General features: G+C 55.4%; 18 protein-coding genes and 2 pseudogenes. 13 read left to right on the top strand and 7 right to left on the bottom strand.

The window, feature by feature from the left end; translation table 11 throughout:
• Positions 1–509: 509 nt before the first annotated feature.
• Positions 510–1,271, bottom strand: coding sequence for an SDR family oxidoreductase (locus PM2_RS10095; protein ID WP_016715057.1), 762 nt, complete (start codon positions 1,269–1,271; stop codon positions 510–512).
• Between the two features lie 176 nt (positions 1,272–1,447).
• Here PM2_RS10095 and PM2_RS10090 point away from each other — a divergent pair, with 176 nt between their 5' ends.
• Positions 1,448–2,449 carry an NADP-dependent oxidoreductase gene (locus tag PM2_RS10090; RefSeq protein ID WP_016715056.1) on the top strand — a complete coding sequence of 334 codons (1,002 nt, stop codon included), beginning with the start codon at positions 1,448–1,450 and terminating at the stop codon, positions 2,447–2,449.
• Positions 2,450–2,548: 99 nt separating this feature from the next.
• On the opposite strand, the gene pyrF is transcribed toward PM2_RS10090, so the two are convergent.
• The gene (gene pyrF, locus PM2_RS10085; protein WP_019096946.1) at positions 2,549–3,250 is read right to left on the bottom strand and encodes an orotidine-5'-phosphate decarboxylase; all 702 of its coding nucleotides are present in this window, start codon (positions 3,248–3,250) and stop codon (positions 2,549–2,551) included.
• A 179-nt stretch (positions 3,251–3,429) separates the two neighbouring features.
• Here pyrF and PM2_RS29920 point away from each other — a divergent pair, with 179 nt between their 5' ends.
• Complete coding sequence (locus tag PM2_RS29920) at positions 3,430–3,597, top strand: DUF2897 family protein (RefSeq protein ID WP_016715054.1); 168 nt, start codon at positions 3,430–3,432, stop codon at positions 3,595–3,597.
• A 225-nt stretch (positions 3,598–3,822) separates the two neighbouring features.
• On the opposite strand, the gene PM2_RS10080 is transcribed toward PM2_RS29920, so the two are convergent.
• Positions 3,823–4,158, bottom strand: a complete 336-nt coding sequence (locus PM2_RS10080) for a ComEA family DNA-binding protein (RefSeq protein ID WP_016715053.1) — start codon at positions 4,156–4,158, stop codon at positions 3,823–3,825.
• Positions 4,159–4,847: 689 nt separating this feature from the next.
• On the opposite strand from PM2_RS10080, the gene wecB reads away from it, so the two are divergent.
• From wecB to PM2_RS29915, 10 genes are all read left to right on the top strand, one after another.
• Complete coding sequence (gene wecB / locus PM2_RS10075; protein WP_019096947.1) at positions 4,848–5,990, top strand: non-hydrolyzing UDP-N-acetylglucosamine 2-epimerase; 1,143 nt, start codon at positions 4,848–4,850, stop codon at positions 5,988–5,990.
• A complete protein-coding gene (gene wecC, locus PM2_RS10070) occupies positions 5,987–7,249 on the top strand; it encodes a UDP-N-acetyl-D-mannosamine dehydrogenase (RefSeq protein WP_019096948.1) in 1,263 nt (420 codons plus the stop codon). The genes wecB and wecC overlap by 4 nt, the downstream gene beginning before the upstream one ends.
• A gap of 13 nt (positions 7,250–7,262) precedes the next feature.
• The gene (locus tag PM2_RS10065; protein ID WP_028698661.1) at positions 7,263–13,187 is read left to right on the top strand and encodes a glycosyltransferase; all 5,925 of its coding nucleotides are present in this window, start codon (positions 7,263–7,265) and stop codon (positions 13,185–13,187) included.
• A 7-nt stretch (positions 13,188–13,194) separates the two neighbouring features.
• Complete coding sequence (locus tag PM2_RS10060) at positions 13,195–14,892, top strand: DUF6270 domain-containing protein (RefSeq protein ID WP_028698662.1); 1,698 nt, start codon at positions 13,195–13,197, stop codon at positions 14,890–14,892.
• Between the two features lie 21 nt (positions 14,893–14,913).
• On the top strand, positions 14,914–15,360 hold the full coding sequence (locus PM2_RS10055; RefSeq protein WP_232866499.1) for a hypothetical protein: 447 nt from the start codon (positions 14,914–14,916) through the stop codon (positions 15,358–15,360).
• 43 nt (positions 15,361–15,403) lie between these two features.
• Positions 15,404–17,143 (top strand): hypothetical protein, encoded by a 1,740-nt coding sequence (locus PM2_RS10050; protein WP_028698664.1) that lies wholly within the window; start codon positions 15,404–15,406, stop codon positions 17,141–17,143.
• Entirely contained in the window at positions 17,140–18,387 is a 1,248-nt protein-coding gene (locus PM2_RS10045; RefSeq protein WP_028698665.1) for a glycosyltransferase family 4 protein, read from the top strand. The genes PM2_RS10050 and PM2_RS10045 overlap by 4 nt, the downstream gene beginning before the upstream one ends.
• Positions 18,384–19,625 carry a glycosyltransferase family 4 protein gene (locus PM2_RS10040; RefSeq protein ID WP_028698666.1) on the top strand — a complete coding sequence of 414 codons (1,242 nt, stop codon included), beginning with the start codon at positions 18,384–18,386 and terminating at the stop codon, positions 19,623–19,625. The genes PM2_RS10045 and PM2_RS10040 overlap by 4 nt, the downstream gene beginning before the upstream one ends.
• Positions 19,626–19,747: 122 nt before the next feature.
• A complete protein-coding gene (locus tag PM2_RS10035) occupies positions 19,748–20,953 on the top strand; it encodes an acyltransferase family protein (RefSeq protein ID WP_169739392.1) in 1,206 nt (401 codons plus the stop codon).
• A gap of 763 nt (positions 20,954–21,716) precedes the next feature.
• Entirely contained in the window at positions 21,717–22,796 is a 1,080-nt protein-coding gene (locus PM2_RS29915; RefSeq protein ID WP_028698668.1) for a DUF6270 domain-containing protein, read from the top strand.
• A 5-nt stretch (positions 22,797–22,801) separates the two neighbouring features.
• Here PM2_RS29915 and PM2_RS29910 read toward each other — a convergent pair.
• Positions 22,802–23,648 (bottom strand): annotated as a pseudogene (locus PM2_RS29910) (IS5 family transposase).
• A gap of 161 nt (positions 23,649–23,809) precedes the next feature.
• On the opposite strand from PM2_RS29910, the pseudogene PM2_RS31535 reads away from it, so the two are divergent.
• Positions 23,810–23,965: pseudogene (locus PM2_RS31535) on the top strand (IS5/IS1182 family transposase); the annotation flags it as partial.
• Positions 23,966–24,087: 122 nt separating this feature from the next.
• Here the strand turns inward: PM2_RS31535 and rfbA are convergent.
• From rfbA to rfbB, 3 genes are read right to left on the bottom strand one after another with little or no spacing between them, the layout of a single operon-like run.
• A complete protein-coding gene (rfbA, locus tag PM2_RS10020; protein ID WP_019096958.1) occupies positions 24,088–24,969 on the bottom strand; it encodes a glucose-1-phosphate thymidylyltransferase RfbA in 882 nt (293 codons plus the stop codon).
• 5 nt (positions 24,970–24,974) lie between these two features.
• Complete coding sequence (rfbD, locus tag PM2_RS10015; RefSeq protein WP_028698670.1) at positions 24,975–25,871, bottom strand: dTDP-4-dehydrorhamnose reductase; 897 nt, start codon at positions 25,869–25,871, stop codon at positions 24,975–24,977.
• The gene (gene rfbB / locus PM2_RS10010) at positions 25,868–26,938 is read right to left on the bottom strand and encodes a dTDP-glucose 4,6-dehydratase (protein ID WP_025754738.1); all 1,071 of its coding nucleotides are present in this window, start codon (positions 26,936–26,938) and stop codon (positions 25,868–25,870) included. Before rfbB ends, rfbD begins: the two co-directional genes overlap by 4 nt.
• Positions 26,939–26,984: the final 46 nt, after the last annotated feature.

The raw sequence follows: 26,984 nt of genomic DNA, 5'->3' as shown, positions 1-26,984 counted from the left end.
AGGCCGTTGCGCAAAGCCTCGGCCTGCTGGATGTCGGAGCGCAAGGCAAACGTCTGCTCGTGCTGGCGCAAGCGCAGCAGGTCGGTATTGAACTGCGCCAACTGGCGCAAACTGTCGAAGCGCTGGCCAACGCTGTGCAAGGCAGCAATGCCGATGGCCGCCACTGCCAGGGTAAGTACCAGCACCAGGGCAAAGCCCAAGCCGAGTTTGCGGGCCATGCCCAGGTTGGCCAGCACACCGTGCTTGCTCGCGCCCATCGCCGACTCCCCTTCTGCGTGTAAGGTTATCCCGAGGGCCAAGGGTGGCAACGTTGCCAACCGATGAACAAGGGCCTGGCGTGAGAATAGTGTCAAATAGCTATGAGCGTGTCGTTTTCAGCTTGGCAGAGGTCGCCCTGCATGCTGGAGGAAAGCCTGAGCACGGGAATCCTGCCCGTAAGCGACATTGATACGCGGCCAGGCGCTAGCCTCGCCGTGGCAATCAAAAGCGCTGCCAGGCACAGTATCGACTCAGATCGCCGTCGCCCCACCATCCACTGTCAGGCAATGCCCGGTGGTAAATGCCGCGCCGTCGCTGCACAGGTACAACACAGCGCTGGCAATTTCCTCGACCTTGCCGATCCGCCCCACCGGGTGCATGGCGGCGGCGAACTCGGCCTTGCGCGGGTCAGCCTCGTAGGCACGGCGGAACATGTCGGTGTCGATCACTGCCGGGCAAACGGCGTTCACGCGGATGCCCTTCTTCGCGTACTCGATGGCCGCCGACTTGGTCAGGCCAATCACCGCATGCTTGCTGGCACTGTAAATGCTCATCTTCGGCGCCGCCCCCAATCCCGCCACCGAAGCGGTATTGACGATTACCCCACCGCCCTGGGCCAGCAACAAGGGCAGCTGGTATTTCATGCACAACCACACGCCCTTCACGTTCACGCCCATGATGGCATCGAACTCGGCCTCGCTACCCTCGGCCAGGCGGTTTTGCTCTATCTCGATGCCGGCATTGTTGTAGGCGTAGTCCAGCCGGCCGTAAGCGGCAATCAGCCGCTCATGCAACTGACGCACCTCGGCGTCGCGGGTAACGTCGCAGGCAATGAACAGCCCGTCGCCGCCCGCCGCGTGGATCAGCGCCACGGTGGCTTCCCCGCCAACCGGGTCGAGGTCGGCTACCACCACTTTCAGGCCCTCGCGGGCGAAAGCCAGGGCAGTTGCCCGGCCGATACCGGCGGCGGCGCCGGTAACCAGGGCCACCTGGCCAGAAAAGGTCATGCTCATCGCGTGCTCCTGTGAGGGTTGGCTGGGATGCAGAGCATAGTCAGCCACGTCAGGGCCGGGCAGCATCATCACACCAACGGTTGGGCTACCATGCTTGTCAGTGATGTTACGGACCTACCTACATCAACAAGGTAGATTGAACGCCTGACTCCCTCCACAGCCCACAAGGACCCGCCATGACCCAGACCAACCGCCGTTTTCTGCTCGCCAAACGCCCGGTCGGCGCCGTGCGCCGCGATGACTTCACCTTCGAGAGCGTACCCACCGAACAACCCGGCGAAGGCCAGGTACTGGTGCGCAACCTGTACCTCTCACTGGACCCGGCCATGCGCGGCTGGATGAACGAAGGCAAGTCTTACATCCCGCCTGTGGCCCTGGGCCAGGTGATGCGTGCACTGGGCGTGGGTGAAGTGGTCGCCTCCAATCACCCCGCCTTCAAGCCTGGCGACCATGTAAGCGGCGCCCTTGGCGTGCAGGACTACTTCACTGGCGAACCCCAGGGCCTGCACAAGATCGACCCCAACCTGGCGCCCCTGCCCCGCTACCTGTCGGCACTGGGCATGACCGGCATGACTGCCTATTTCGCCCTGCTGGACGTCGGCCAGCCCAAGGCCGGCGACACCGTGGTCATTTCCGGCGCGGCCGGTGCGGTGGGCAGCATTGTCGGGCAGATCGCCAAGGTCAAAGGCTGCCGTGTGGTCGGTATTGCCGGCGGCGCCCAGAAATGCCAGTACCTGAAGGACGAACTGGGCTTCGACGGGGTGATCGACTACAAAGCCGAAGACGTGCTGGCCGGCCTGAAGCGTGAATGCCCCAAAGGTGTGGACGTGTACTTCGACAACGTGGGCGGCGACATCCTCGATGCCGTGCTGACCCGCATCAACTACAAGGCCCGTATCGTGATTTGCGGCGCCATCAGCCAGTACAACAACAAAGAGGCCGTCAAAGGCCCGGCCAACTACCTGTCGCTGCTGGTGAACCGTGCGCGCATGGAAGGCTTTGTTGTGATGGATTACAGCAAGGACTACGGCAAGGCGGCGCTGGAGATTGCCGGGTGGCTGGCCAGTGGGCAGGTGAAGAGCAAGGAGGATGTGGTGGAGGGGCTGGAGACGTTCCCCGAGACACTGTTGAAGCTGTTCAGTGGGGAGAATTTCGGGAAGCTGGTGTTGAAGGTTTAACCCTCATCAAGCCCGCAGGGCTCCTTGCGGGACTGTGAGTCGGTAGAAATGCAAAAGGCCAGCACGATCGTGCTGGCCTTTTGCATTAACGCAGGCTATTCACCCACGAATCTCCGCCACCACCGCAGCCAGCGCTTGCGCCGGGTCTGCCGCTTGGCTGATCGGCCGGCCGATCACCAGGTAATCAGACCCTGCATCCAGCGCCTGACGCGGGGTGAGGATACGGCGCTGGTCATCCTGCGCACTGCCTGCTGGGCGAATACCCGGGGTCACCAGTTGCAACGACGGGTGCGCAGCCTTCAGCGCCGGGGCCTCCAGCGCCGAGCACACCAAACCGTCCATGCCAGCCTTCTGCGCCAATGCCGCCAGGCGCAGCACCTGCTCTTGCGGGTCGATATCCAGGCCGATACCGGCCAGGTCTTCACGCTCCATACTGGTCAGCACGGTCACGCCAATCAGCAATGGCTGTGGGCCGCTGCGCTTGGCCAGTTCTTCACGGCAGGCGGCCATCATGCGCAGGCCACCGGAGCAATGCACGTTCACCATCCATACACCCATCTCGGCGGCTGCCTTGACCGCCATGGCGGTGGTGTTGGGAATGTCGTGGAACTTGAGGTCCAGGAACACTTCGAAGCCCTTGTCGCACAGGGTTTCGACAATGCCCGAAGCGCTGCTGGTGAACAGCTCCTTGCCAACCTTTACCCGGCACAGCGCAGGGTCAAGCTGGTCAGCCAGCTTCAGGGCGGCCTCACGGGTAGGGAAATCCAGGGCGACGATCAGGGGCGTCTGGCAGGCGGACATGGGCAGGGTCTCTTGGCAAGTCGAAAACGGCGCGCATTGTAAACGAAGTGACGCAGGCTTTGGGGCCCGCGGGTCACGGAATTGGCCCGGCGGCGGCTGGCTCCTATAATTGAACCAATGGAACGGGCTACTGCTCAAATTTCGTACAAGCAATGCTCCCCCGTTTAAGGAGAACGACAATGCCCTGGTATGCCTGGCTGATCCTCATCATAGCCCTCGGCTCCATCGTCGGTGGGCTGATGATGCTGCGCGACACGGCAAAAAAACTGCCCCTGACCGAAGAACAATTGCGCAAGGTGCATGAGCGCAATGCCGAAGCGGATGCGAAGGATGCGCACGACCGATAAAAAGGATAAAGCAACGGGTTGAAAACCATGACGACGGGCAGTTTTTTGACGCTTACGAAAACAATGGCTAAACCATTGTTTTATTGAATTTTTATTACTATTAGCCTTACCCCCTCAACATACAAAGCCGCCCCCACATAAATCACCCCCATTCAACAATGAACGCGGTGACTGCAGGAGCGGCCTTGAGCTTCGATGGGCTGCAAAGCAGCCCTTGCCGCCCCCTTACTCCACCATCACCTTATCCCGATTGCGCTCCAGCAACGCATTCCCGATCCCTTTTATCTCCAGCAGCTCATCCACCGAAGCGAACGGCCCGTTGGCCTCACGGTAGGCCACGATGGCCTCGGCCTTGGCCTTCCCGATGCCGTTCAGCTCCTTCTGCAAGGTCAGTGCATCAGCCTTGTTCAGGTCCAGCCGTGGCGCCTCTTGCGCCTGCATCTGGGCCACAACCGGCACCGGCTCTGGCACCGCCGTGGCACTGGCAGGTGCCGCGCTAAGGGAGAACGACAGGCTGGCGAACAGCGGCAGCAGCAGGTACGACAGAACGTTATTACGCATGAGTAAAGACTCCTTGGGTTGGTCATTTTCTAGCAGCCGTTTTCCTTCGGCTGCGCAATCAACCCTAGCGGTTCTGCCATTTTGCAAACAGGCACTTGCCCTTGTTAATCGTTACCGAATCAAACATTAAAAAAACCAACTAAGACCACCCAAAAATGATGGCGTTTAGCCATGCTTCGAGTTAACTTCATGAAAAAAAAGCGATGGCAAATCGCCGCTAGGTAAATTCTCGTTTAACTTGGCTTTCATTCAGACCAAAAGTTGTTGTTTTTCCTACAAGCCTTGCTGGACAAGGCTCCCACCCGTTCGTCGCATACGATAGTTATATCGACTTCGTTGGCATGATGTCTGTATAGCATCAAACAATCGTTTTATCCGATCTATATAACCAAAATCGGATCCAATTTTTAGATTTATATGGGAAAATTCGCTCGATCAGGGGAAAAAAACGTGCCAGACGGGATGCCATATTGATGACAAAATGATAAATTCGCGGCGATAGGACAACCGCTTCGCTTGAAGGATCCGAGCAGAATGAATTTTTTTTCACCTCTCCCCACTGGCCCTGCCCGATTTCTGTCGTGCCGTGCCAGCTAGGCCCACCCCTCGGCCGACCTGAGCAACACCCGGATCCTCGCGTTTAGCAGTCGTTCCAACCGCCTTCACTCAATACACAGAAGACCGTCGCCGTGTCCCTCAAGACCCTCATCGTATTTGGCACCCGCCCAGAAGCCATCAAAATGGCACCGCTGGCCCTCAACCTTGCCCAGGACGACCGTTTCGAGTCGCGCGTCTGCGTAACCGGCCAGCACCGCCAGATGCTTGACCAGGTACTGGAGCTGTTCGAGATCACGCCCGACTACGACTTGAACATCATGAAGCCAGGCCAGGACCTGACCGACGTGACCACTGCCATTCTGCAGGGCCTGAAGCCTGTGCTGGCCGAGTTCAAGCCCGACGTGGTGCTGGTGCACGGCGACACCGCTACAACGCTGGCCACCAGCCTGGCCGCCTACTACCAGCAGATTCCGATCGCCCACGTGGAAGCAGGCCTGCGCACCGGCAACCTGTACTCGCCATGGCCGGAAGAAGGCAACCGCCGCCTGACCGGCGCCCTGGCCGCCCTGCACTTCGCACCAACCTCCACCTCGCAGGACAACCTGCTGCGTGAAGGCACTGACGCCGCGACCATCTACACCACCGGCAACACGGTGATCGACGCGCTGCTGGAAGTCGTCCGCAAGCTGGAAAGCCCGGCCCTGAAAAACCAGTTCGAAGCCCAGTTCAGTTTCCTGAACCCTGAACGCCGCATGGTGCTGGTCACTGGCCACCGCCGTGAAAACTTTGGTGGCGGCTTCGAGCGTATCTGCCAGGCGCTGGTAGACACCGCGCGTCAATTCCCTGACGTGGATATCGTCTACCCGGTGCATCTCAACCCGAACGTGCGCGAACCGGTGAACCGCCTGCTGGCCGACGTCAACAACATCCACCTGATCGAACCGCTGGACTACCTGCCGTTCGTGTACCTGATGACCCGCTCGTACCTGATCCTCACCGACTCCGGCGGCATCCAGGAAGAAGCCCCTGCCCTGGGCAAGCCGGTACTGGTCATGCGTGACACCACCGAGCGCCCGGAAGCCGTGGCTGCCGGCACCGTCAAGCTGGTGGGTACCGATGTGGAATCGATCACCGAGAACCTGGCAAAACTGCTCACCGACGATGCGACCTACCGCGAGATGAGCTTCGCCCACAACCCCTACGGCGATGGAAAAGCGTGCGCGCGAATCCTCGACGCACTTTCCGCATTCTCTAACTCCAAGGACGCAGCATGAGCTTCAACAAGATTTCCGTCGTAGGCCTGGGCTACATCGGCCTGCCAACCGCCGCCGTTTTCGCCGCCCGCAAAAAGCACGTGATCGGTATCGATGTGAACCAGCACGCGGTCGACACCATCAACCGTGGCGAAATCCACATCGTCGAGCCTGAGCTGGACATGGTGGTTCACGCTGCCGTAACCGAAGGCTACCTGCGCGCCTCCACCGTGCCAGAAGCTGCCGACGCCTTCCTGATCGCCGTGCCGACCCCGTTCATGGATGACCACCAGCCGGACCTGAGCTACATCGAGTCCGCCAGCAAGGCCATCGCGCCCGTGCTGAAAAAAGGCGACCTGGTCATCCTGGAGTCCACCTCCCCGGTCGGCGCCACCGAGCAGATGGCCTTCTGGCTGGCACAAGCCCGCCCGGACCTGAGCTTCCCGCAAACCCACGGCGAAGCCTCCGACATCCGCATTGCCCACTGCCCTGAGCGCGTACTGCCAGGCCACGTGCTGCGCGAGCTGGTAGAAAACGACCGCATCATCGGCGGCATGACCAAGAAGTGCTCGGAAGCGGCCGTACGCCTGTACCGCACCTTCGTTGAAGGCGAGTGCATCGTCACCAATGCCCGCACTGCCGAAATGTGCAAGCTGACCGAAAACAGCTTCCGTGACGTGAACATTGCCTTCGCCAACGAGCTGTCGATCATCTGCGACAAGTTGGACATCGACGTGTGGGAGCTGATTCGCCTGGCCAACCACCACCCACGCGTCAACATTCTGCAGCCTGGCCCGGGTGTTGGCGGCCACTGCATCGCGGTAGACCCATGGTTCATCGTCAGCCAGACCCCAGAGCAGGCTCGCTTGATCCGCACTGCCCGAGTGGTCAACGACAGCAAACCTGAGTGGGTGATCGACAAGGTCAAGATGGCCCTGGCCAACTTCCTGATCAAAAACCCGGGCAAGTCGGCCCAGCAAGTGAAAATCGCCTGCTACGGCCTGGCCTTCAAAGCCGACATCGACGACCTGCGCGAAAGCCCGGCCCTGAGCATCGCCGAGCGCCTGGGTAACGAGCTGGAAGCCACCCTGCAACTGGTCGAGCCGAACATCGAAGCCCTGCCGCAGCGCCTGGCGCGCCACGAGCACGTGGAATTCGACTTTGCCCAGGACAGCGCCGACATCCACGTGCTGCTGGTGAAGCACCGCGAATTCCGCGGCACCTTCAACGTACGCGACGCGGCCTTTGTGATCGACGCCGCTGGCGTTACCCAGGCCTGATGGACCCAACCGCATGAACAACCCCACGCTTGAGAAACCTACCGTGAACACAGAGCTGCCTTCACCTTTGGCCGATATTCATGATCGCGTGATGGAAGCCTATTACGGCAAGCTGGGGGATCAGTTCATGCGCGAAACGCAGTCCCGCATCCACTGGATCTGCGCCCAGGTCAAAGGGCGCCGGATCCTGGATGTGGGCTGCTCGCAGGGCATCGTGCCCCTGCTGCTGGCACGTGAGGGTTGCCAGGTCACCGGTGTGGACACCAGCCCGCAGGCCATCGAAGAGGCCAAGGGTTACCTGTCTGCGGAACCTGCCCACATCCAGCAAAACGTCACGTATATCAATTCAGACTTCCTCGCGCTGGATACGCTCGAGGTTGAACCGGACACCGTTGTCATCAGCGAAGTGCTCGAACACCTGGTACGCCCGGAGCTGTTCGTCGAAAAGGCCTACGACCTGCTCAAGCAGGGTGGTCGGCTGGTGATCACCGTACCGTTCGGGGTCAATGACTTCATTGACCACAAGCACACGTTCTACCTGATGGAACCGTTCCGGCTGCTGGCCGAGCATTTGCAGATCATCGAAGTGAAGATGCTGGGCAAGTGGTTGGGGATTGTTGCGGTGAAGAGCGAGGCGCATAAGCCTGGGACCATCGAGTCACTGACTGTCGAGCGTGTGCGTGAGCTGGAAAAGGCCTTTGAAGCTATTGAGCGCGCCTTGCGCGAAAATCTTGGCGCAATTGGCAAGCGCCTGGAAGAGGCGAACAAAAAGTACCGCAGTGCAACTGAGCAAATCACCCTGCTCAAGCCAGAAGCCCAAAAAGTTGAAGCGCTTTCCAAGCGGTTGCAGGCGCGCGATGCGGATATCGCGACGCTGCAAGAATCCAACCGCGAGCTTCTTGAAGCCAACGCGCAGCATGTCCAGGAGCTTGAAGAGATCACGCAGCAGCTGGCGGAAGCCAACGAAAAGGATCGTGTAGCGACTGAGCAATATGGCCTACTGGAACAGCAATTCGCGGCGTCTAGAGAGGCTTACGCACAAAGCCTCGCAGACTCAGAGCAACGACTCGATCAGCTGCAGAACCAGCACGCCGAAGTGGAAATGCAGTTGATTAAGGCAACCGACGAGTTGCGTGGCTCCAAAGAGAAACAACTGGCGCAGGAAGAACAGCTCAAGGCTTTAGCCGTCCAGCTGTCCCAAGCGCAGGAAGTCACCGATAGCCATATCGCCACCATCACCGACTTGCGCGCCCATCAAGCCGCACTGATAGCCGAACAGGAAAGCCAACACCAACAAGCTACTGAACTACTGATCGATGCACAGCAGAAAAACGCCGAGCATATCGACGCGATCACCGCGTTACATGCACAGCAGGCGGCATTACGGGCCGAACTGGTAAGCCAGATGCAGGCTATGAGCGACCATCAAGCTCAGGCTCAACACACAGAAGCGACCGCTCTGCAGAACTTCGCGGAGTTGCAGGCCCAGAAAACGGCACTGGAATCCGACCTTGAGCGCCACTTGCAAGTAACGAGCAAGCTTCAGGCCCAATCTGACCAAGCCAACGCTACCCACCTCGAAACCATCGCAGGATTGCGCGAACAGTTAGCGACGATGGGTATCAAGTTGCAAGACCAGATTGAGGTAACGACCCGCCTGCAGTCCCAAAGCAAGCAGGATATTGCTGAGAAAGAGAACACGATTACCACGCTGCGCCTGCGCCAAGCGGAACTGGAAGCCGAACTTGAAAGCGAGTTGGAGTATATGAACGAATTGCAGGCCCAAACCCAACGGGCCGACGCTGCTCAGGCAGAGACCATTGCCCTGTTGAAGGCACGTCAAGCTGAACTGGAAGCTGATTTGACCAAGCAGCGGCAAGCCATGAACGAGATGCAGCGTCAAAGCCAGCAGGCCTATGCAGCTCAAACCGACACGGTCATTGTGCTGCAAAATCGGCAAGCTGAACTGGAAGCTCAATTGCAGCGAATGAATGACGCTCAGGCTCAAAGCCAGCGTGAACATGCTGCCCAGGTAAACTCAATCAATGCCTTGGTTGAACAACGCTGCCAATTGGAAGACCAGCTGCACAAGCTGACCGTTGCCAATACTGAATCTGAAGAAGCGCGGGCGGCCCTCGAAGAAAGCATTGCGTCACTCAATCAAGCCAAAGAGATGCTGGAAGAGCAACTGGTGCTTGAAAGCGCCAGCCGTCAGGCAGCCGAAGCCAGCCTCGCTGCCACCAATAAAGAATGGCAAGGTCTGCGCCAGCAACTTGAAACCGAGCTCAACTCGTCCAAGGCAGGCTTGGGTGCGGCAAACATGAAGTACCGCACACTGACCGGCGAACAAATCCCACAGCTAAAGGCCAGCCTCAATCAATTGCTTGAACGCAGTGCCGCACAGCAGCGTAAGATCGACGAGCTCAATGAAAACCTCGGGCGTGCCAATACCCAGCGCCACCTAGCAGAGCAGCGCTTGGTCAAAACCCGTGCAAGCATGACCTATCAGCTTGGTTACCAGATAAAGAACAGCGCCACTTCACTGGGCGGCTTGGTCAAGCTACCAGTGCGCCTGCTACGCCTGTACCGAAAAGCCAGCCAGCAACGCCAGCATAACGAGCAGAAGCTGCTGGCCAGCGAACCACACAAGGCGCTGCTGCCAGCACCTGCCGTACAGGACGAGAACTACCTGAAGCTGCCGGTGGCCCTTCCGACCAGCGAGCAGAGCCGCACCACCCTGCTGCGGCAGGCCGATCAACCCGTCAGCCGCCTGAAAGTGGCGTGCGTAATGGATGAGTTTACCTTCGGCTCCTATCGCTACGAATGTGACTTGATGCCGCTCACTCCAACCAACTGGAAAGCGGAAATCGAAGGTTTTGGCCCAGAACTGCTGTTCATCGAATCCGCGTGGCGCGGCAAGGACGATCTCTGGGGCAGCAAAGTTGGCCACAACGGGCAAGAGCTGCAGGACATCCTGGCCTGGTGCCGTCAGAACAAGGTACCGACGGTGTTCTGGAACAAGGAAGATCCGGTTCACTTCGAAACCTTCCTGACCACCGCCAAGCAGTTCGACCACGTGTTCACCACTGACATCGACTGCATTCACCGCTATAAAGGTGCGCTCGGTCACGACCGCGTCTACTTGCTGCCGTTCGCCTGCCAGCCAGCGCTGCACAACCCGATCGAGCTGTACGAGCGCAAAGACGCATTCTGCTTCGCCGGCGCCTACTACGCCCGCTACCCAGAGCGTACCCGAGACCTGGGCAACTTCGTATGCGAACTGCCTAAGTTCCGTCCGCTGGAAATTTTCGACCGCAACTTCGGCAAGAACGACGCCAACTACCAGTTCCCCGAGGAATACCAGCCGTACATCGTTGGCACTCTGCCCTTCGAAAAAATCGACACGGCTTACAAAGGCTATCGCTACGCGATCAACCTGAACTCGATCAAGCAGTCGCAATCGATGTTCGCACGTCGAGTGTTTGAGCTGCTGGGCTGCAACACCATCACCGTCAGCAACTTCTCCCGAGGTGTACGCCTGTTGTTCGGCGACCTGGTCGTCACCACCGACAATGGCGAAGAAATGCTGCGCCGCCTCCAACTGCTGGCCGAAGACCCGCTCAACAGTGACAAGCTCAAGCTCGCAGCCCTGCGTAAAGTGATGCAAGAGCACACCTACACCCAGCGTCTCGAGTACGTGCTGAGCAAGGTGACCGGTACTGCGAAAGCCCAGCGCCTGCCGGAGATCGTGGTGATCGGTGAAGCCCAGGACCGCGAGCAGTTCGACACGCTGCGCGCCCACCTGAACCGCCAGACCTACAGCCAGGTGCGCATGGTCATCATCAGCGATGCCTACCAGAGCAGCATCGTCAGCGATGACCCACGCATCTTGGTGCTCAAACCAGCGCAACTGAAAAAAACCTCGCTGGGTGAACTGGTTGGCAATACACCTTGGGTAGCCGCCTTTATGCCCGGCGACTACTATGGCCCGAACTACCTGCTCGACCTGGCACTGGCAACCCGCTACAGCCGTGCCCAGGTAGTCGGTAAAGCAGCCCACTTCACCTGCAAGGGCCAAAATGCCGAACTGATGTCGAGCGAACAGGCCTACCGCCCGATCCAGACCCTGAGCGCCCGCCGTTCGCTGGTTGCTACCGAAATTGTTGCTGAACAGCCGCTGCGCAGCTGGCTGAAGAATCTGCCGTCACTGCAGTACACCCATGCCCAAGGCTTGGCGATTGATCCGTTCAACTATTGCGAGAACGGCGCTGCACAGCATGAAAGCATCAGCGCCAAGGTCAACGACCTTGTGCTTAACATCGGTATGACCATCGATCAGCTACAGGCGCGAGCGCAGTCCATTGAGCCACTGAAAGCTAGCCGCGATGCCCCTGAGATCAGTGGCCGAGGCTTGGCCGAAATGTTTGGCGTAGCCCACAACAAGTTCCTTGAACTCTCGGTTGATGGCGATAACTGGCGCGTGTACTCCAAGCTGGCAGACGGTAAGCACGAGTACATCTACTCGAAGCAGGAGTCCAGCCTGGAAGAGATCGGTTGCGTTGACGGTAAACTCAAACTGTTCCTCGACAGCACCCCTGGCCTCAACTTGCAACTGGTAGTGCTGTTCCTCGACGCTGACAAACAGCGGATCAGCCATGTCATGCAACATGCCAACCGCAACCAGACAGCCGAAGTACCACCAGAAGCAGCGTATGTTCGTTTTGGCCTTCGCGCCTATGCATCGGGTAGCACGGAGTTGAGGGCGCTAGTCCTTGGCCATCGCAACTTGCAACCTTCCGAAATGATGGGGCGCGGCGAGCATTTGCTGCTGACCAACCATTACCCGGCTTATGCAGACCTATATCGCAACAAGTTTGTGCATAGCCGAGTGTCAGCGTATCAGCAGCAAGGCGTTGAAGTAGATGTCTTCCGCCTGCGCGACAATGAGACCGTCAGCTACCACGAGTTCCAGAACATTGATGTGGTTACGGGTTGCCGCTCTACCTTGGCAAAAATGCTTGAGAAAAACCGCTACAAGTCAATTCTCGTTCATTTCCTGGACGAGAATATGTGGAATGTACTGCGCTCTTACCTGAATACCACCCAAATCACTGTATGGGTACATGGTGCAGAGATCCAACCATGGTGGCGCCGCGAGTACAATTTCAACACCGACGAACAACTGCAGTTGGGCAAGCTCGCCAGCGACAAACGCATGAGTTTCTGGCGTGCCATACTGCAGCCGATGCACAAGAACCTGAAGCTGGTTTTTGTTTCCCGCTATTTTGCAGAAGAAGTCATGGAAGACCTTGGCTTCCGCCTGCCAGAAGGCCAGTACGAGATTATCCACAACCCCATCAATACCGAAAATTTCAGCTACGTTCAGAAAGCAGCAGAACAGCGAAAAAAGGTATTATCTATCCGCCCGTATACCTCGCGAACATACGCTAATGATCTGACTGTCAAAGCTATTGAACTTTTGGCCGAAAAGCCATGGTTCAAGGACATGACGTTCCGAATCGTGGGCGACGGGCCATTGTTTGAGGATACTCTCGCACCGCTACGTTCTTACTCAAACGTGCACATCGAGCGCCGCTTCCTCAACCACGGGGAGATCGCCGCGCTGCACAAGGAGCACGGAGTATTCCTGTGCCCGAGCCGTATGGATACCCAAGGCGTATCGCGAGACGAAGCCATGGCCTCCGGGCTTGTCCCTGTCACAACCGGTGTGGCGGCGATTCCGGAATTCGTGGACAAGGAAAGTGGTTTTGTCGTCGAACCGGAAAGCGCCGTACAACTGGCCGAGGCCCTTGAACGCATGTACCTGGATCAAGCGCTGTTCTCCACCCTGTCCCGCCAAGCTGCAGAACGCGTGCGCGGCCAAAGCGACTGGAAGAAGATGGCCACCCTTGAACTGAACACATTCCGAGACGTTTGAAGTAGATATGAGCAAGTCTTTGAAACATTACGTTTTCACCAACTTTGGCATCGGAATCAAGGATGAGCTGTGGTTGTCGTATAGGCTGGAAATTTTCACCAATACGGTCTTCCCATCCCTCGCCAACCAGCGCAACAGAGACTTTGAGTGGACGATCTTCATCGACGAAGCTCTCCCTATCCTGCACCAAGCACGCCTGGAGGCGGCAATCACCGCATCCGGCCTGAACGCCAAGACACAGAAGGTCAGCGACTATTCGCTGACCGGCAAAGAGGTGACCAAGCTCTTGGCACAAACGCGCGAGGATATCGTCCTCACGTCGAGAATTGATGATGACGATTGCATTCATGAGGAAGTAATCGACACGATTCAGCAGCACGCACGATCGAACGAGCATGCTGAAGAGATGTTGCTGATTTCTCTGCACAACGGCCTGGAGTTCCTGCCGTCTGATGACTGCTACCGTCCCGTCACCTATGACACGCTGGCCTTGGCGTTGACGCTCGTTGACAAGACTCGCGGAACCAAGAGCCGGAGCATCACTCAGTATGCCCACCATTTGGTGGTGGAGACGCTGAAAAAGCAGGAGATTAACGCCAAACACATCCTGCTGAAATCAAAACAACCGCTTTACACCTACACCAAGCATCCTTTGAGTGACTCTTATTTCTTCGGTGCACGCGCACGAATTCTCGGCGACACAAGCAAAACCAAAGGTTTGAAAGAATCACAACTGCGCGTATTCGGTTTGAGCCAGCAGCGTTTGGACTTCCTGTCCGCGCTCCTCAAACAATCGCCGATAGGTATGCCGCATAAGTATCTTGAAAAGCTTGGCAATGTGCGCAACCAGATCAAAATCGAGCTCAACAAGGGCACTGACCAACCCAGTGAATGCCTGAACGCCCTGATAACGCGCAAAGCAAAACTCGAACGCACGGCTGTTCGTCCAAATCCAGCGGGGCCACTCAAAGAAAAAATCCGAGTAGCCATCTTGGGCTCCTGTGTAACTCGAGATTTGTTCGAGTTTCAAAAGAGCACGCTTGAAGCATTCGAAATCTGTTTCTATATGGCTCGTTCATCCGTCGTTTCCTGGATGGCCCCGCCTTGTTTCGATCCAAAGCTTGGCATAGACGCAAGCTCATTTGAAGGCAAGCGCTCTCACTGGGACCAGCACAAGCTGCATTGGCAGCTTCTCGAACAGTCCCGTCCTGATATCGTGATCATTGATTTCATTGATGAGCGAATTGGGATTGTCCAACACCAGAGCTCTCTCATGTCTGCCAACGGACCACTGCTCAAAGCGCTGGAACGCAAAAGCATCCCTCATGAGATCAAGCGCCCTTGGAGTCCGGAGATAAAACAATTGCGAGAGTGGGCATTGCCTGCTTTCCTAGAGCGAGTCTCTAATATTTGTCCGAACATCTTCGTTCACCGAGCAGTATGGGCGCAGCAATACAAAAAAGACTCAAGCCTTGAAAGTTTTAAAGGTGGTGAGTTTGAGAAGCTGATCGAGTTGAACAACTCTGTCATCGACCCTATGCTCGCCACGCTTGAAGACTCGGCAACCGCTGTCGAACAGATCGGGGGCCTGGAAGCCGGGCTGGTCGCAGGCGGCGACCACAAGCGGGCTTTCTGCCCCTATCACTATGACAGCACCTACTACAAAACTGTTGCCAAACAACTGCTTGCACGAATCATGAGCTGATCCAAAGGAATAATGGAAAACATGAAAATCAAAACCGCTGCTTTGCTCTCCCTGTTCGCTATCGCAATATCCGGTTGTGATAAGCAAGCGGCTGAATCCCAAAAAACTGACAATCAGGCAGCAGAGACAGTACAACCTGCACAGCCTAAAGCTGAACTGAATCTTGCTGACGGCTCGATCCTGCTGCTGAGTGCAGAGCACATGAAATCCTACGCAAAGCCCAATAGCGCAGGGAAACTGAGCATGCATGAGTACAGCTACGCCTCAGCGGATAAGCTGGCCGAAAACGACGTGTACATGCAGTTGCAAAATGCGGGTTTCACCCGAAAGGTAATCAGCAACGACAGCAACCAATTCAAAGTTCAGTACTACAAGAAAGATCTTCCTGTAATTGGCGGAATTTACACCACCGTCAACAACGATAAAAACACTGTTACCATCGCAACTCTTTACTGGCAAGAAAAATGACCCGGCAAGCGTCGATTAAATCCATTGAACGAATCATCCGCCGATGAAGCTTCAACAGCATATTAAGTCGACGCTAGGCTGGTGCCTGTCGATAGGCATCAAACTGCTTCGGGTTGTGCCCTTCACGACTATTACTGTGCAGGTCACAACCCTGGCGAGTCAGATTTTTCTTCTGCTCGCCTTTTTCCTGCCTCTTAAGGTGATCATCTTATTAGGCTCCGAAAAAATACCGAATTACTTCCCCAGCGCCTTTCAGGCATTGAAAAAAAATCACCTGATCGTGTCACTTAGTGTGGCAGCAGCGGCGTGCTATGTGCTCTACCTGCTCAGCGAATTGCTGATCGCCTATTGCTGCCGTCAAGGTGCGCGAACGCTCCTATTACGTAGCGCTAAATTAAACATTATTGAAAATCAGGAGAAGATTGCGGCTTACGCATACTCGAAATTTACTCGAGCCATGGCAGCCGCTCTCTTCTTCGCCATTAGTGCTGTTGTTCTCCTGATAATTTATCCAAAACTGCTCGCTATCGTGCTTGGATACACGATTCTGGCTACGCTCCTATGTGTAACGGCTTATAACTTCAGCCCTCACATTCAAGTGCAATTTCAGAAAAATCACGGCAACATCCTGAATGCGTTGTCGGCCACTGGTTTTCTGCTGAGTTTTTTCTGCCTGGTTGCCGACTTTCTATATTTCCCGCACCAACGTATCTTTCATGCAGTCATTGCGGTACTCGTCATGCGCCAGGCCTTACAACGCTTGACCAGCATGGTGCAGGACATAATTAGTCTTCGTATGCAACATCGTCAGATCAATGCCATGTTCTTTCAATCCCAGCCATTACTCGAACAACGGCAGAATAATCACCAACTCGAATGTATGCTAAGCCCATCCAGCCGAGAAGCCTGGATAGAAAAGCTAATGGACCAAGCGGGTATCGACACCCACAATGGCCTGCAGATCAGCTGGCACCAAATTGATGCAGTTGATGTCTATGCATTTCACATTACCGTCCTGAACGACGACGAACCTCAAGAATATTTGGCCAAGCTGTTCGGCAATAACATCACCACTTTGGCCGTGCAGGAGCGTTTGCTCTTTGAGCACCAGTCGCGATTGCCATCCATTGAGTGGCTAGGACATTACGTGCTGCAGGGGATCGATTGCCACCTCTTCCGACTGGATGGCCACAAGAAGCTGATCCGTCGACAGATTGGCGATGGTGTTGTTGCAATCAACGAGGCGCTTCTGTGCTGCGAACCAGCCAGCGAATTGATATCGCGCTTCAGCCGTTCCCGTCCCTACTTGGAGCAACGGCTAGAGAGGGCGATGATAGAGCCTCTGCGTTTCGTATGCTCGACACCGGAGGATGCAGGAAAAGTAGAGCGTCTTCTCGACTCTTTCGAACTCATTATCAAAAGGCTCAGCGCCCTACCTCGGCAAATCGTATCGCTGGACATCACTTCAGAGGCGTTACTTATCTCCGACTCAAAGCAATACCAACTTAGTCACTGGAGCAACTGGCGAATCGAGGCGGTAGGAAGTAACTGGCCCGTCATTGAGAAAGAGCGTCTTTTCAAGGCAATCGAAATCGCGCGCAACAACCGCCCAACCTTATTAAATACAGCTACCCACGACATCTTACTGTCCGCGTTCATGTACAGCTTTGAAAGATTCCTGCTAAGAAAGGATTATCCAGCTGCACTCAGGTTGCTGGATGAAATTCTTGCCGCAACTGAGGCACAAAAATTACCAGATCTCAGGCAGGAGTCCACTCAATGAAAAAAATCGCAATGATCGTCTGGAATGAGTTCCTTAATGACGCCCGAGTGCTCAAAGAGGCCCAGACATTGCAACATGCAGGATATCAAGTCCGTGTTTTCGCCTTGCACACGCCTGGTATCACACCGCAGCAAGAGCGCCTCGAAGACGGAGTTGAAGTCTTTCGTGTGGCGCGCAGCCCGCTATGGCGAATGCGTAAACGCAAAATTACTTCCACGTTGCCCCCCCAAGCCGGTAAAAATCAGGGACCTATTGGCAAACTGGGTATCAGGCATCAAGTGTTGCGTCTCATCGCCCGTGCCTGGACTCACACAGCCCTGCTCGTGCACATGGTCCGCTATGGAGCAAGTGTGGTGCACTCTCACGACGTAAACACACTACCAACTGCTTGGTTGGCTTCTCGCATCAGCCGCGCTCGCTTGGTCTATGACGCACATGAAATCAGCACCAGCCGAGAAGGTTACGATAGCTTCCGCCGGTTGGTGGGTATGGTTGAGAAACGACTGATGCCGGCGGCAGATGGCACTATCACTACCACGGATGCTCGCGCCAAGTATTTTGCCAGGGCATATCACGTCAAACGCCCGACAGTATTACAGAACCGGCCACGGTTAACACGCTGCGCCCCCACAAACAGGATTCGTGAGGAACTTGGGCTTACTGAGCCATGGCCGATCGTTATTTACCAAGGAGGTCTGCAACAAGGTCGTGGGCTCGAGAAGCTTATTCGTACCACTGCAAAGGTACCAGATGCCTATTTCGTGCTCATCGGGGGGGGCCGCCTTGCCCACAATCTGAACCAACTTATTGAAGAACTTGAGCTACAAGACCGAGTGCGCATCATACCGACGGTCCCGCTGTCAGAACTCCCGAGCTATACGGCCTCCGCAGATATCGGTGTACAACCTATCGAGAATACATGCCTTAACCACTACACCACAGACTCGAATAAATTGTTTGAATATATAATTGCCGGCTTGCCTGTGGTGGCAACAGATTTCCCGGAAATCCGCCGGATCGTGCGCAGACATGACGTAGGTCTACTTGTTCCATCTGATGACCCAACAAGCCTTGCACATGCCCTTAACGTTTTGGTCTCGGATGCCAACTTGCGTGAGGCTTATGCGCAAAATGCAAGCTCGACTGCTGCCACATTGAACTGGGAGCAGCAGGAGTCGCGGCTGGTAGATTTGTACCAACAGGTTCTCTCTTCTGCACCGCACTCATCGCAGGCAAGATCATGACGACGCGGATCCTCCTGCTGAGTTTTTACTATCCACCGGACCTTTCTGCAGGTTCATTCCGTGCGGAAGCGCTTGTCAATGCACTTTGTGCCGAACTTGGCGACCAAGTGGAAATTGAGCTTGTTACCACCCAACCGAACCGCTACCACTCTTTCACTGCAAACGCGGTAAGCATTGAGCGGTTGCCATTGCTGACAATCAGACGGATTGATGTGCCTGCACATCGCAGTGGTATCAGGGACCAAGCGCAGGCATTCGCCAGCTTCGCGTTGAATGCGCTTAAAATTACCCGTAAAAAAAAGTACGACCTTGTTTTTGCTACATCATCAAGACTAATGACAGCTTCTCTGGGTGCCCTGATCGCAAAACGCAACGGTTGTGGACTCTATCTCGACATTCGCGATATCTTGGTCGACACTTTGCGCGAACTATTACCTTCACGCTGGGGCCTGTTGGCGGCATCAATCTTTTCTCCGATAGAACGATGGACTGTCAACCAAGCGACGAAAGTCAACCTGATTTCCCCAGGCTTCTTACCCTACTTTACGACCCGCTATCCTGGACGTGAGTTCACGCTTTATACCAATGGCGTTGATGATCTATTCATCGAGCACTCTGAGGTTCCCCAGCTGTCAGTTCCCCAAAGGCGCACACAGCGGTTGCAAGTGGTCTACGCCGGAAACATAGGTACAGGGCAAGGGCTCCATCAGATTCTTCCAGAGCTGGCCAAACGTTTGGCCGATAAAGTTGAATTTCATCTGATAGGCGCCGGCAGTGCCCTAGAAGCCTTGAACGAATCACTAGAACATGCCGAGGTGGACAACGTGCGCATATCGCCACCGATGAGGCGCGATCAGTTGCTGCGTATTTATTGTCAAGCTGATGTTCTATTTCTACATCTAAACAACCTCAAGGCATTTCGCCGCGTGTTACCCTCCAAGCTTTTCGAGTATGCCGCGACTGACAAGCCAATCTGGGGTGGTTTGTCAGGCTACGCTGGCCGATTCGCGCAGAAACGAATCAAGAACGTAGCATTGTTCCCGCCCTGCGATATCGAGTCGGCCATTCAGGCATTCCAGCGGTTGGAGATTCAGAAGACATCCCGCCTTGAATTTGTGCAACAATTCTCACGCCGTTCTATCAAGAAGAAAATGGCGCAGGATATCCTGCAAATTTCCCCAAAATACCTTGCCCGCTCATCACGCCGAAGCCTGAGTACGTTGCCCGAAAGTCACTGACTTCTGGCGGACGCCGACAAAAGGGTATCGCCTTTGATTTCATCCCCAAGGTATCCAAACTGATCGCTACCTGAGCATAACCACAGGATTGACATAAGAAAATGATAAGCGGACTTCATAAAATGAGTCTGTCCAAGCTGGATGGGATTCGCGGCATTGCCGCCGTGATCGTGATTTTTTCCCATGCGCTGTTCTGGTACTACCCAGCGATGCACCTGGGCCTACGGACTAAGGGCCGCCCGCTAGACGGAATCGAATGGTTTGACAGCCCATTCTCTTTCTTCTACCGCGGTGGCTTCTCTGTATCAATGTTTTTTATTTTAAGCGGCCTGGTGCTTACCTATAGCATTTCACGGCACGCCGATGTGCTTGGCTCTATTCGCAAAGCCTCAATTAAACGCTATATCCGTCTAGGCGTGCCGGTCGCCGCGTCTGTGCTTATCGGATGCGCCCTGATGAAGCTTGGCGTTTACGAGGCTCCGGATGTCAGTCCGCCCCCAGTACTTTCAACGCCCTATCTATTCAACGCAACATGGGACGGTGCTATTCGCGACGCTACTTATGGCGCATTAGCTTTAGGGGACAGCCGCTACAACTATGTACTCTGGACCATCCAGATAGAACTCATTGGGTCCTTCGCCATCTTTGCAACATACGCACTCTTTGGCGGAAACCCCTTTGTATACCGTATTTTTTGTATCGCAGCGTTCCTAACACTTTCTGCATCAACGAACAAAACGGCCATGTATACGTCGCTATTTTTCCTCGGTTCAATGCTAATCACATTCCGATTCAGTGAGGAAAAAACCAGCGGCATGAGAACTGCGACCTGTTTGATAGGCCTGCTCGTTGGGCTGTACTTGGCGGGCTTTCACTCTGCGAGCGCTTCTTATGCATTGCTCAGCGATATAACTCGTTCGTTGTCCAACGTTACAGGCTATCAGCCTTCATGGCTGTTGATTATGCCAGCATTCGGAGGCTTGATCATTCTACTCAGCGTATTGTACTCACAACGCACATTCGCAGTTTTGGACTGTACGCCAATGAAGTGGCTCGGCAAGCTCTCGTTCTCTCTCTACCTGCTGCACACCTTCATCCTGGTTATCGTCGCTCAGTTTTTCACCAAGCATTTCGGCATGAATTTTTCCGCCATGATATTGACATTGAGCACAACAATAGCCCTAACCCTTATCGCCTCCTATTTCTTCCATTTGAAAATTGACTTACCTGCTATTACTTTAGAAAATAAGCTCTCCTCTCTTTTACTGCACAGTAAATCTAAATCCCTGAAAAAGGAAGCCGATCAACAGCACCCGTCGCAAGCCTAAATACGACGGTAAAGGTAAGTGTATTTTAAGCGCTCCATGAACCCCACCTGATCAGTAGGTTGCGGGGCGCTTAGACCTGTAATTGAGTGTGCTGCTCCAAGGCAGGGGCGCTTCTTAATCTTCCACAGAGGACGGCTGCGAATAGGCGCTCAGTGCGTGGCGCATCCACGCAAATGGCTCTTTGAAAGCACCAGAAAAATTTGAGGAAGCTTATCGACACAAACTAAATGCACATAGAAAACACCTGGCAGAAACAGCTGACCTTTATCTCCATCAAAATCCAAATTAACGATAGTAAATTAGCCCTAACACCAGTCGCAACCTTCAACTTAACCCACTAAAGCACATAAACAATCTGCCTTGTATTACTGTTCGATGTGGCGCTTCAAGCGGGTCTCGCACCACAGCCCTTTAATGTGATGAACCTCACATTTTTGCATACGCTCACACCTCCATCAGACGATGTTCCCGGATCAAAATTGCACAAATCGACAATTTCGATACCAATTGGTTCAAACTTAACCAGTATTGGATCCAATAATCACTGCTGTTGGATGTCTGCGCAGAAAAATGGGTAGCTGATCGGAGGACCTGCGTTGCATTCCTATGCCTTCTATGGATAATGAGAGTCCGCTGCCGCTATTCGACATCTTGGATACTGCCAAGCTTTCCTCCACAGCGGGCGCGGAGCGAACCCAAGGCCTGAGGGAACAGGACCCACACCCATTTATGTGAAGCAAGAATAAAAAGGCTGAAGAAGATAGTGACCAAGAACTTAACTATTTACGGCAGTTGTGTATCTAGAGACATATTTAACCTAGAGGACAGCCGATCATTTAAGTTAACGGATTACTTTGCAAGATCTTCAATGGCTTCGCTAAGCAGTGCCCCATACGAAAATGAAGACGCACTAAGCCGTATACCTTCTGCATTCAGGCGGCGAATGGTTGCATGCGATTTCTCCAAAAAAATTCTTACACAGCCAGAAGTATTTCAGAACGCCGACATAATACTGATCGATTTGATCGACGAAAGGTTTGATCTTGTAGCTCTACCATCAGGGCAAATCATTACAAATTCTAGTGAATTAGCCGAGAGCGGCTTACTGACCGACAGCAGCGTCCATGGTTTCAAATTAATCAAACCAGGGTCATCTGAGCGGCGAGCTCTTTGGGTTGAAGGGATGCACAAATTTCTGTCAGTCCTAGAGTTCCATAATAAGCTTGACCGCCTGATTGTCAATAAAGTCTATTGGGCTTCACGCTTTGAAAATTCAAGCGATACGATTTTTCCAGTTTCTTTAGCTGCGGTTGAAAAGGCCAACCAAGAGCTGGACTGGATGTACAAGGAACTGGAAAAGAAGCTCTCCAAACATCAGTTCCTACATTTCCCAGTACAGCTCTTAACATCAGATGAACATCACCGCTGGGGCGCCTCCCCGTTCCACTATAGCGAGCAATATTATAAAGCAGCTCTCGCACAATTGGACGCAATAGGACCTGAGCACAGCAGCAAGGATTTACTACGCGAAAACACTACACCGAAGAAATCGCTGCTTATCTCTGAAGGTGCAACTATTACCGTCGCCGCATGCAAGTCCGAGAGTGGTATTTTTGCGCACTGCTCGTTGGTAGTAGATGGAAGAATACACCAGAGTGGCGAATTCGCATTTTACTTACTAGTCAATGGCGAACGACATGACGTTCGTTGGTATGAAGGCTTGCCAGATGCTCGCTTCCCTATTCCTGAAACACCTGGAGAGTTGACCGTAATGGCTTTCTATCAGGACTCTTTAGGTGAAAAAGCTTCTTGCAAATGTACCGTGAGACCGTTGAGTTTCTAGGCTCTCTACGAAAAGAGATGTCGCAAACACCGCATGGAACACGCCAGTGAAACCATGGCGGCGTAGCTTTTCGCGAGCTTGTCGAAGCGCGTCACGATGCGGCGGTTCTCTTTCAGCCAACCAAACATGCGCTCGATGATGTTGCGCTGTCGGTATTTGGGCCGATCAAACAGTCTGGGTAAGCCAGGCTTGGGTTTGCGCTTCATTGAGCGCATCGGAATGACGGGTTGCATTCGATATTGGTCGCAGTAGCGGCGCAGTGCTTCGGCGTCGTAGCCCTTGTCGGCAAGCAACCACTTGCAGCGTTTACGCGGGCGGCCACGTTGGTTTGATGGAATGCTGACTTCGTCCAGCAGTGGTTGCGCGTAGCTGATGTCACTGGTTTGACCGCCAGAGAGGAGGAAGCGCAACGGTGTCCCATTGGCGTCGCAGAGCATGTGAATCTTGGTTGTCAGGCCACCGCGACTGCGGCCTAGAGCGTGATCGGCAGGCTCGTCAGGCCCCCTTTTTTCCCGACGCCAGAAGAGGCTCGGGTTGCGCGTACAGCGGTTGAGTCGATCATCCAAGTTTGCAAATCGATCAAGCCTTGCTCATTCAATCTCAGGTGCAAGCGTTTAAGCATCTGATCCAAAGTCCCCTGGTTTCGCCAACCCCGAAAGCGTTGATACACCGTTGACCACGGGCCAAAGCGCTCGGGCATGTCTCGCCACGCAGCACCCGAGCAAAGCACCAAGAGCACGCCATCGAGCATCAGGCGGTCGTTCAGCCGGGGTCGCCCCCGACCATGGGATTCAGTGAAGAGACAGCAACCACAATCTAGGCCTCATCCGAGAGTTCGTAACGCTTTGCCATCACAGAATTCCTTTCCGTAGATGGTGGGAACCCTACAGAATTTCAGCTTCCGAGGGGCGCCGATTGGGTTTCCCCGGATTTCGTACAGAACCTAGGATATTTTGAACCGTGCTTCTTGACCTTCGAATTCGCGCCAGGCCATTCTGGATCGTCCCGCAGTCGTGGATACGGATGAGTTTTCCAGGTTTAAGTACGCTGGTAAACGCAAGCAGCCCCGCCACGAGAGCATTTTAGCCGATGTGAGACCGATTGGTCCTTGGAGCGGGCTGGTTGCGTTAATCGAACTGCACTACCCCAAGGGGCGTCCAGTTCGACCAAGACCAAGAAAGCCAAGCGTGATCCTAAAATGCATCAGACAAAGATGCAGATGATGAAGGCGAGTATGCAGCTCATACTTCACCGTCAATTTCCCATAGTCAGATAAGGCTCAAGGCCTGATTCAATAAACCCTATCCCCCACCAAACGCTTCAAATACTGCCCATACCCATTCTTGGCCAACGGCTCAGCCAGCTTCAACAGCTGCTCTGCCCCAATCCACCCCTGCCTGTACGCCACCTCTTCCGGGCAAGCCACCTTCAGCCCCTGCCGCCGCTCAATCGTGGCGATGTACCCGCTAGCCTCCAGCAACGAATCGTGCGTCCCGGTATCCAGCCAGGCATACCCGCGCCCCATGATCTCCACCGACAGCCGGTTCTGCTCCAGGTACACCCGGTTCAGATCGGTAATCTCCAGTTCACCCCGCGCAGACGGCTTGATGCCTTTGGCAATCTCGACCACGTCCTTGTCGTAGAAATACAACCCGGTCACGGCATAGCTGGACTTCGGCTTGGCAGGTTTTTCTTCTAGGCTGATTGCCTTGCCCTTGTCATCGAACTCAACCACGCCATAACGCTCGGGGTCATGCACATGGTAGGCAAACACGCTGGCGCCTTCGTCACGGCCCATGGCATTGCGCAGCAACTGCTGGAAGTCGTGGCCGTAATAGATGTTGTCGCCCAACACCAGCGCCGACAGGTCGTTGCCGATGAAGTCTTCACCAATCAGGAAGGCTTGTGCCAAACCGTCTGGCGAGGCCTGCACGGCGTAGGTGATGTTGATGCCCCACTGATGGCCGTCGCCCAGCAGTTGCTCGAAGCGGGGGGTGTCTTGCGGGGTGGAGATGATCAGGATGTCCTGAATGCCCGCCAGCATCAGCGTGGTCAGCGGGTAGTAGATCATCGGTTTGTCGTACACCGGTAGCAGCTGCTTGGAAATTGCCAGGGTCGCTGGGTGCAGGCGGGTACCCGACCCGCCCGCCAGAATGATGCCTTTACGCTTCATAGTGGTCATTTCTCGTGAATTTCCTTGAGCATGCGGGCCACTCCCTGGCGCCAGTCTGGCAGAGTCAGGGCAAAAGCCTTCTGTAGTTTGTTGGTATCAAGACGCGAGTTAGCCGGTCGCTTGGCCGGGGTCGGATAGGCATCCGTGGTCAACGGGTTGACCTGTTCGGCGTGGGCTTTCAATGCCACGCCTTGGGCTGCTGACTGTTCCAGCACGTAGCGGGCGTAGCCGCACCAGGTGGTCTCGCCACCGGCCGCCAGGTGATACAGGCCAACCAAAGCCGGATTGGCTCGGGTGGCGGTAATGGCGTGTGCGGTAATGTCGGCGATCAATTCGGCGCCAGTGGGGGCGCCGAACTGATCGTCGATCACACCCAGGCTGTCGCGTTCGGCAGCCAGGCGTAGCATGGTCTTGGCAAAGTTGTTGCCGCGGGCGGCATACACCCAGCAGGTACGGAAGATCAGGTGCTGGCAGGCGGCAGCCCGGATGGCTTGCTCGCCCGCCAGCTTGCTTGCGCCGTAGGTATTCAGCGGGCCGACAGTGTCGTCTTCGCGCCAGGCCTGGGCGCCCAGCCCCGGGAATACGTAGTCGGTGGAGTAATGCACCAGCAGTGCGCCGCAGTCGGCGGCAGCACGGGCGAGCACACCCACGGCCTCGGCGTTTACCTTGAAGGCTAGCTCGCGCTCGCTTTCTGCCTTGTCGACGGCGGTGTAGGCAGCGGCGTTAACGATCACATCGGGGGCATAGGTACGCACGGTTTCGGCCAGACCTGGCAGGTTGGCCAGGTCGCCGCAGTGCAACTGGCTGCGGCTGTTCAGCGCCAGCACCTGGCCCAGCGGGGCCAGGCTGCGTTGCAGCTCCCAACCTACCTGGCCGTCCTTGCCCAGTAGCAGAATTTTCATGCCGAGCGCCCTGCGTAGTTCTTTTCAACCCACTCGCGGTAGCTGCCAGACTGTACGTTTTGCACCCATTCCTGGTTGTCGAGGTACCAGGCAACGGTTTTGCGAATACCGGTTTCGAAGGTTTCAGCGGGTTTCCAGCCCAGCTCGCGTTCCAGCTTGCGGGCGTCGATGGCATAACGGCGGTCATGCCCGGGGCGATCGGTCACGTAGGTGATCTGTTCGGCGTAAGGCTTGCCGTCGGCGCGCGGGCGCAGTTCGTCCAGCAAGGCACACACACGGTTGACGATTTCCAGGTTGGGCTTTTCGTTCCAGCCGCCTACGTTGTACACCTCACCGGTGGTGCCGGCTTCCAGCACACGGCGGATGGCGCTGCAGTGGTCCTTGACGTACAGCCAGTCGCGAATTTGCTGGCCGTCACCGTACACCGGCAGTGGCTTGCCGGCCAGGGCGTTGACGATCATCAGCGGGATGAGCTTTTCCGGGAAGTGATACGGGCCGTAGTTGTTCGAGCAGTTGGTGGTCAGCACCGGCAGGCCGTAGGTGTGGTGGTAGGAACGCACCAAGTGGTCACTGGCGGCTTTGCTGGCCGAGTACGGGCTGTTGGGCTGGTACTGGTGGGTTTCGGTGAAGGCCGGTTCGTCGGCAGCCAGCGAACCGTACACTTCATCGGTGGACACATGCAGGAAACGGAACGCCTGGCGCGACTGTTCATCCAGGCCGCCCCAGTAGGCACGTACGGCTTCCAGCAGGCGGAAGGTGCCGACGATGTTGGTTTCGATGAAGTCTTCGGGCCCATGGATCGAGCGGTCGACGTGGGACTCGGCGGCGAAGTTGACGATCGCGCGCGGCTGGTGCTCCTTCAGCAAGCGGGTTACCAGTTCGGAGTCGCCGATATCGCCATGCACGAAGATGTGGCGCTTGTCGCCCTGCAGGCTGCTGAGGGTTTGCAGGTTGCCTGCATAGGTGAGCTTGTCGAGGTTGACCACGGGCTCGTCGCTACCGGCCAGCCAGTCCAGCACGAAATTCGCACCAATGAAACCCGCACCACCCGTTACCAGAATAGTCATTGTTCAGTTCTTCCCGATACCGCTATCAAACCATGCACGGTTTGAA

Source organism: Pseudomonas monteilii NBRC 103158 = DSM 14164, from assembly GCF_000730605.1.
Classification (GTDB): domain Bacteria; phylum Pseudomonadota; class Gammaproteobacteria; order Pseudomonadales; family Pseudomonadaceae; genus Aquipseudomonas; species Aquipseudomonas monteilii.
Note: the sequence above shows the minus strand (reverse complement) of the source record. Positions and strands in the feature narration are given on the sequence as shown.

What these genes read in the sequence shown, in the direction of transcription:
- rfbA (WP_019096958.1), bottom strand. Translation starts at nt 24,969, where the DNA reads ATGAAGCGTAAAGGCATCATTCTGGCGGGCGGGTCGGGTACCCGCCTG.
- wecC (WP_019096948.1), top strand. Translation starts at nt 5,987, where the DNA reads ATGAGCTTCAACAAGATTTCCGTCGTAGGCCTGGGCTACATCGGCCTG.
- PM2_RS10055 (WP_232866499.1), top strand. Translation starts at nt 14,914, where the DNA reads ATGAAAATCAAAACCGCTGCTTTGCTCTCCCTGTTCGCTATCGCAATA.
- PM2_RS10045 (WP_028698665.1), top strand. Translation starts at nt 17,140, where the DNA reads ATGAAAAAAATCGCAATGATCGTCTGGAATGAGTTCCTTAATGACGCC.
- PM2_RS29920 (WP_016715054.1), top strand. Translation starts at nt 3,430, where the DNA reads ATGCCCTGGTATGCCTGGCTGATCCTCATCATAGCCCTCGGCTCCATC.
- rfbB (WP_025754738.1), bottom strand. Translation starts at nt 26,938, where the DNA reads ATGACTATTCTGGTAACGGGTGGTGCGGGTTTCATTGGTGCGAATTTC.
- pyrF (WP_019096946.1), bottom strand. Translation starts at nt 3,250, where the DNA reads ATGTCCGCCTGCCAGACGCCCCTGATCGTCGCCCTGGATTTCCCTACC.
- PM2_RS10035 (WP_169739392.1), top strand. Translation starts at nt 19,748, where the DNA reads ATGAGTCTGTCCAAGCTGGATGGGATTCGCGGCATTGCCGCCGTGATC.
- PM2_RS10080 (WP_016715053.1), bottom strand. Translation starts at nt 4,158, where the DNA reads ATGCGTAATAACGTTCTGTCGTACCTGCTGCTGCCGCTGTTCGCCAGC.
- PM2_RS10090 (WP_016715056.1), top strand. Translation starts at nt 1,448, where the DNA reads ATGACCCAGACCAACCGCCGTTTTCTGCTCGCCAAACGCCCGGTCGGC.
- rfbD (WP_028698670.1), bottom strand. Translation starts at nt 25,871, where the DNA reads ATGAAAATTCTGCTACTGGGCAAGGACGGCCAGGTAGGTTGGGAGCTG.
- PM2_RS10050 (WP_028698664.1), top strand. Translation starts at nt 15,404, where the DNA reads ATGAAGCTTCAACAGCATATTAAGTCGACGCTAGGCTGGTGCCTGTCG.
- PM2_RS10040 (WP_028698666.1), top strand. Translation starts at nt 18,384, where the DNA reads ATGACGACGCGGATCCTCCTGCTGAGTTTTTACTATCCACCGGACCTT.
- PM2_RS10065 (WP_028698661.1), top strand. Translation starts at nt 7,263, where the DNA reads ATGAACAACCCCACGCTTGAGAAACCTACCGTGAACACAGAGCTGCCT.
- PM2_RS10060 (WP_028698662.1), top strand. Translation starts at nt 13,195, where the DNA reads ATGAGCAAGTCTTTGAAACATTACGTTTTCACCAACTTTGGCATCGGA.
- PM2_RS10095 (WP_016715057.1), bottom strand. Translation starts at nt 1,271, where the DNA reads ATGAGCATGACCTTTTCTGGCCAGGTGGCCCTGGTTACCGGCGCCGCC.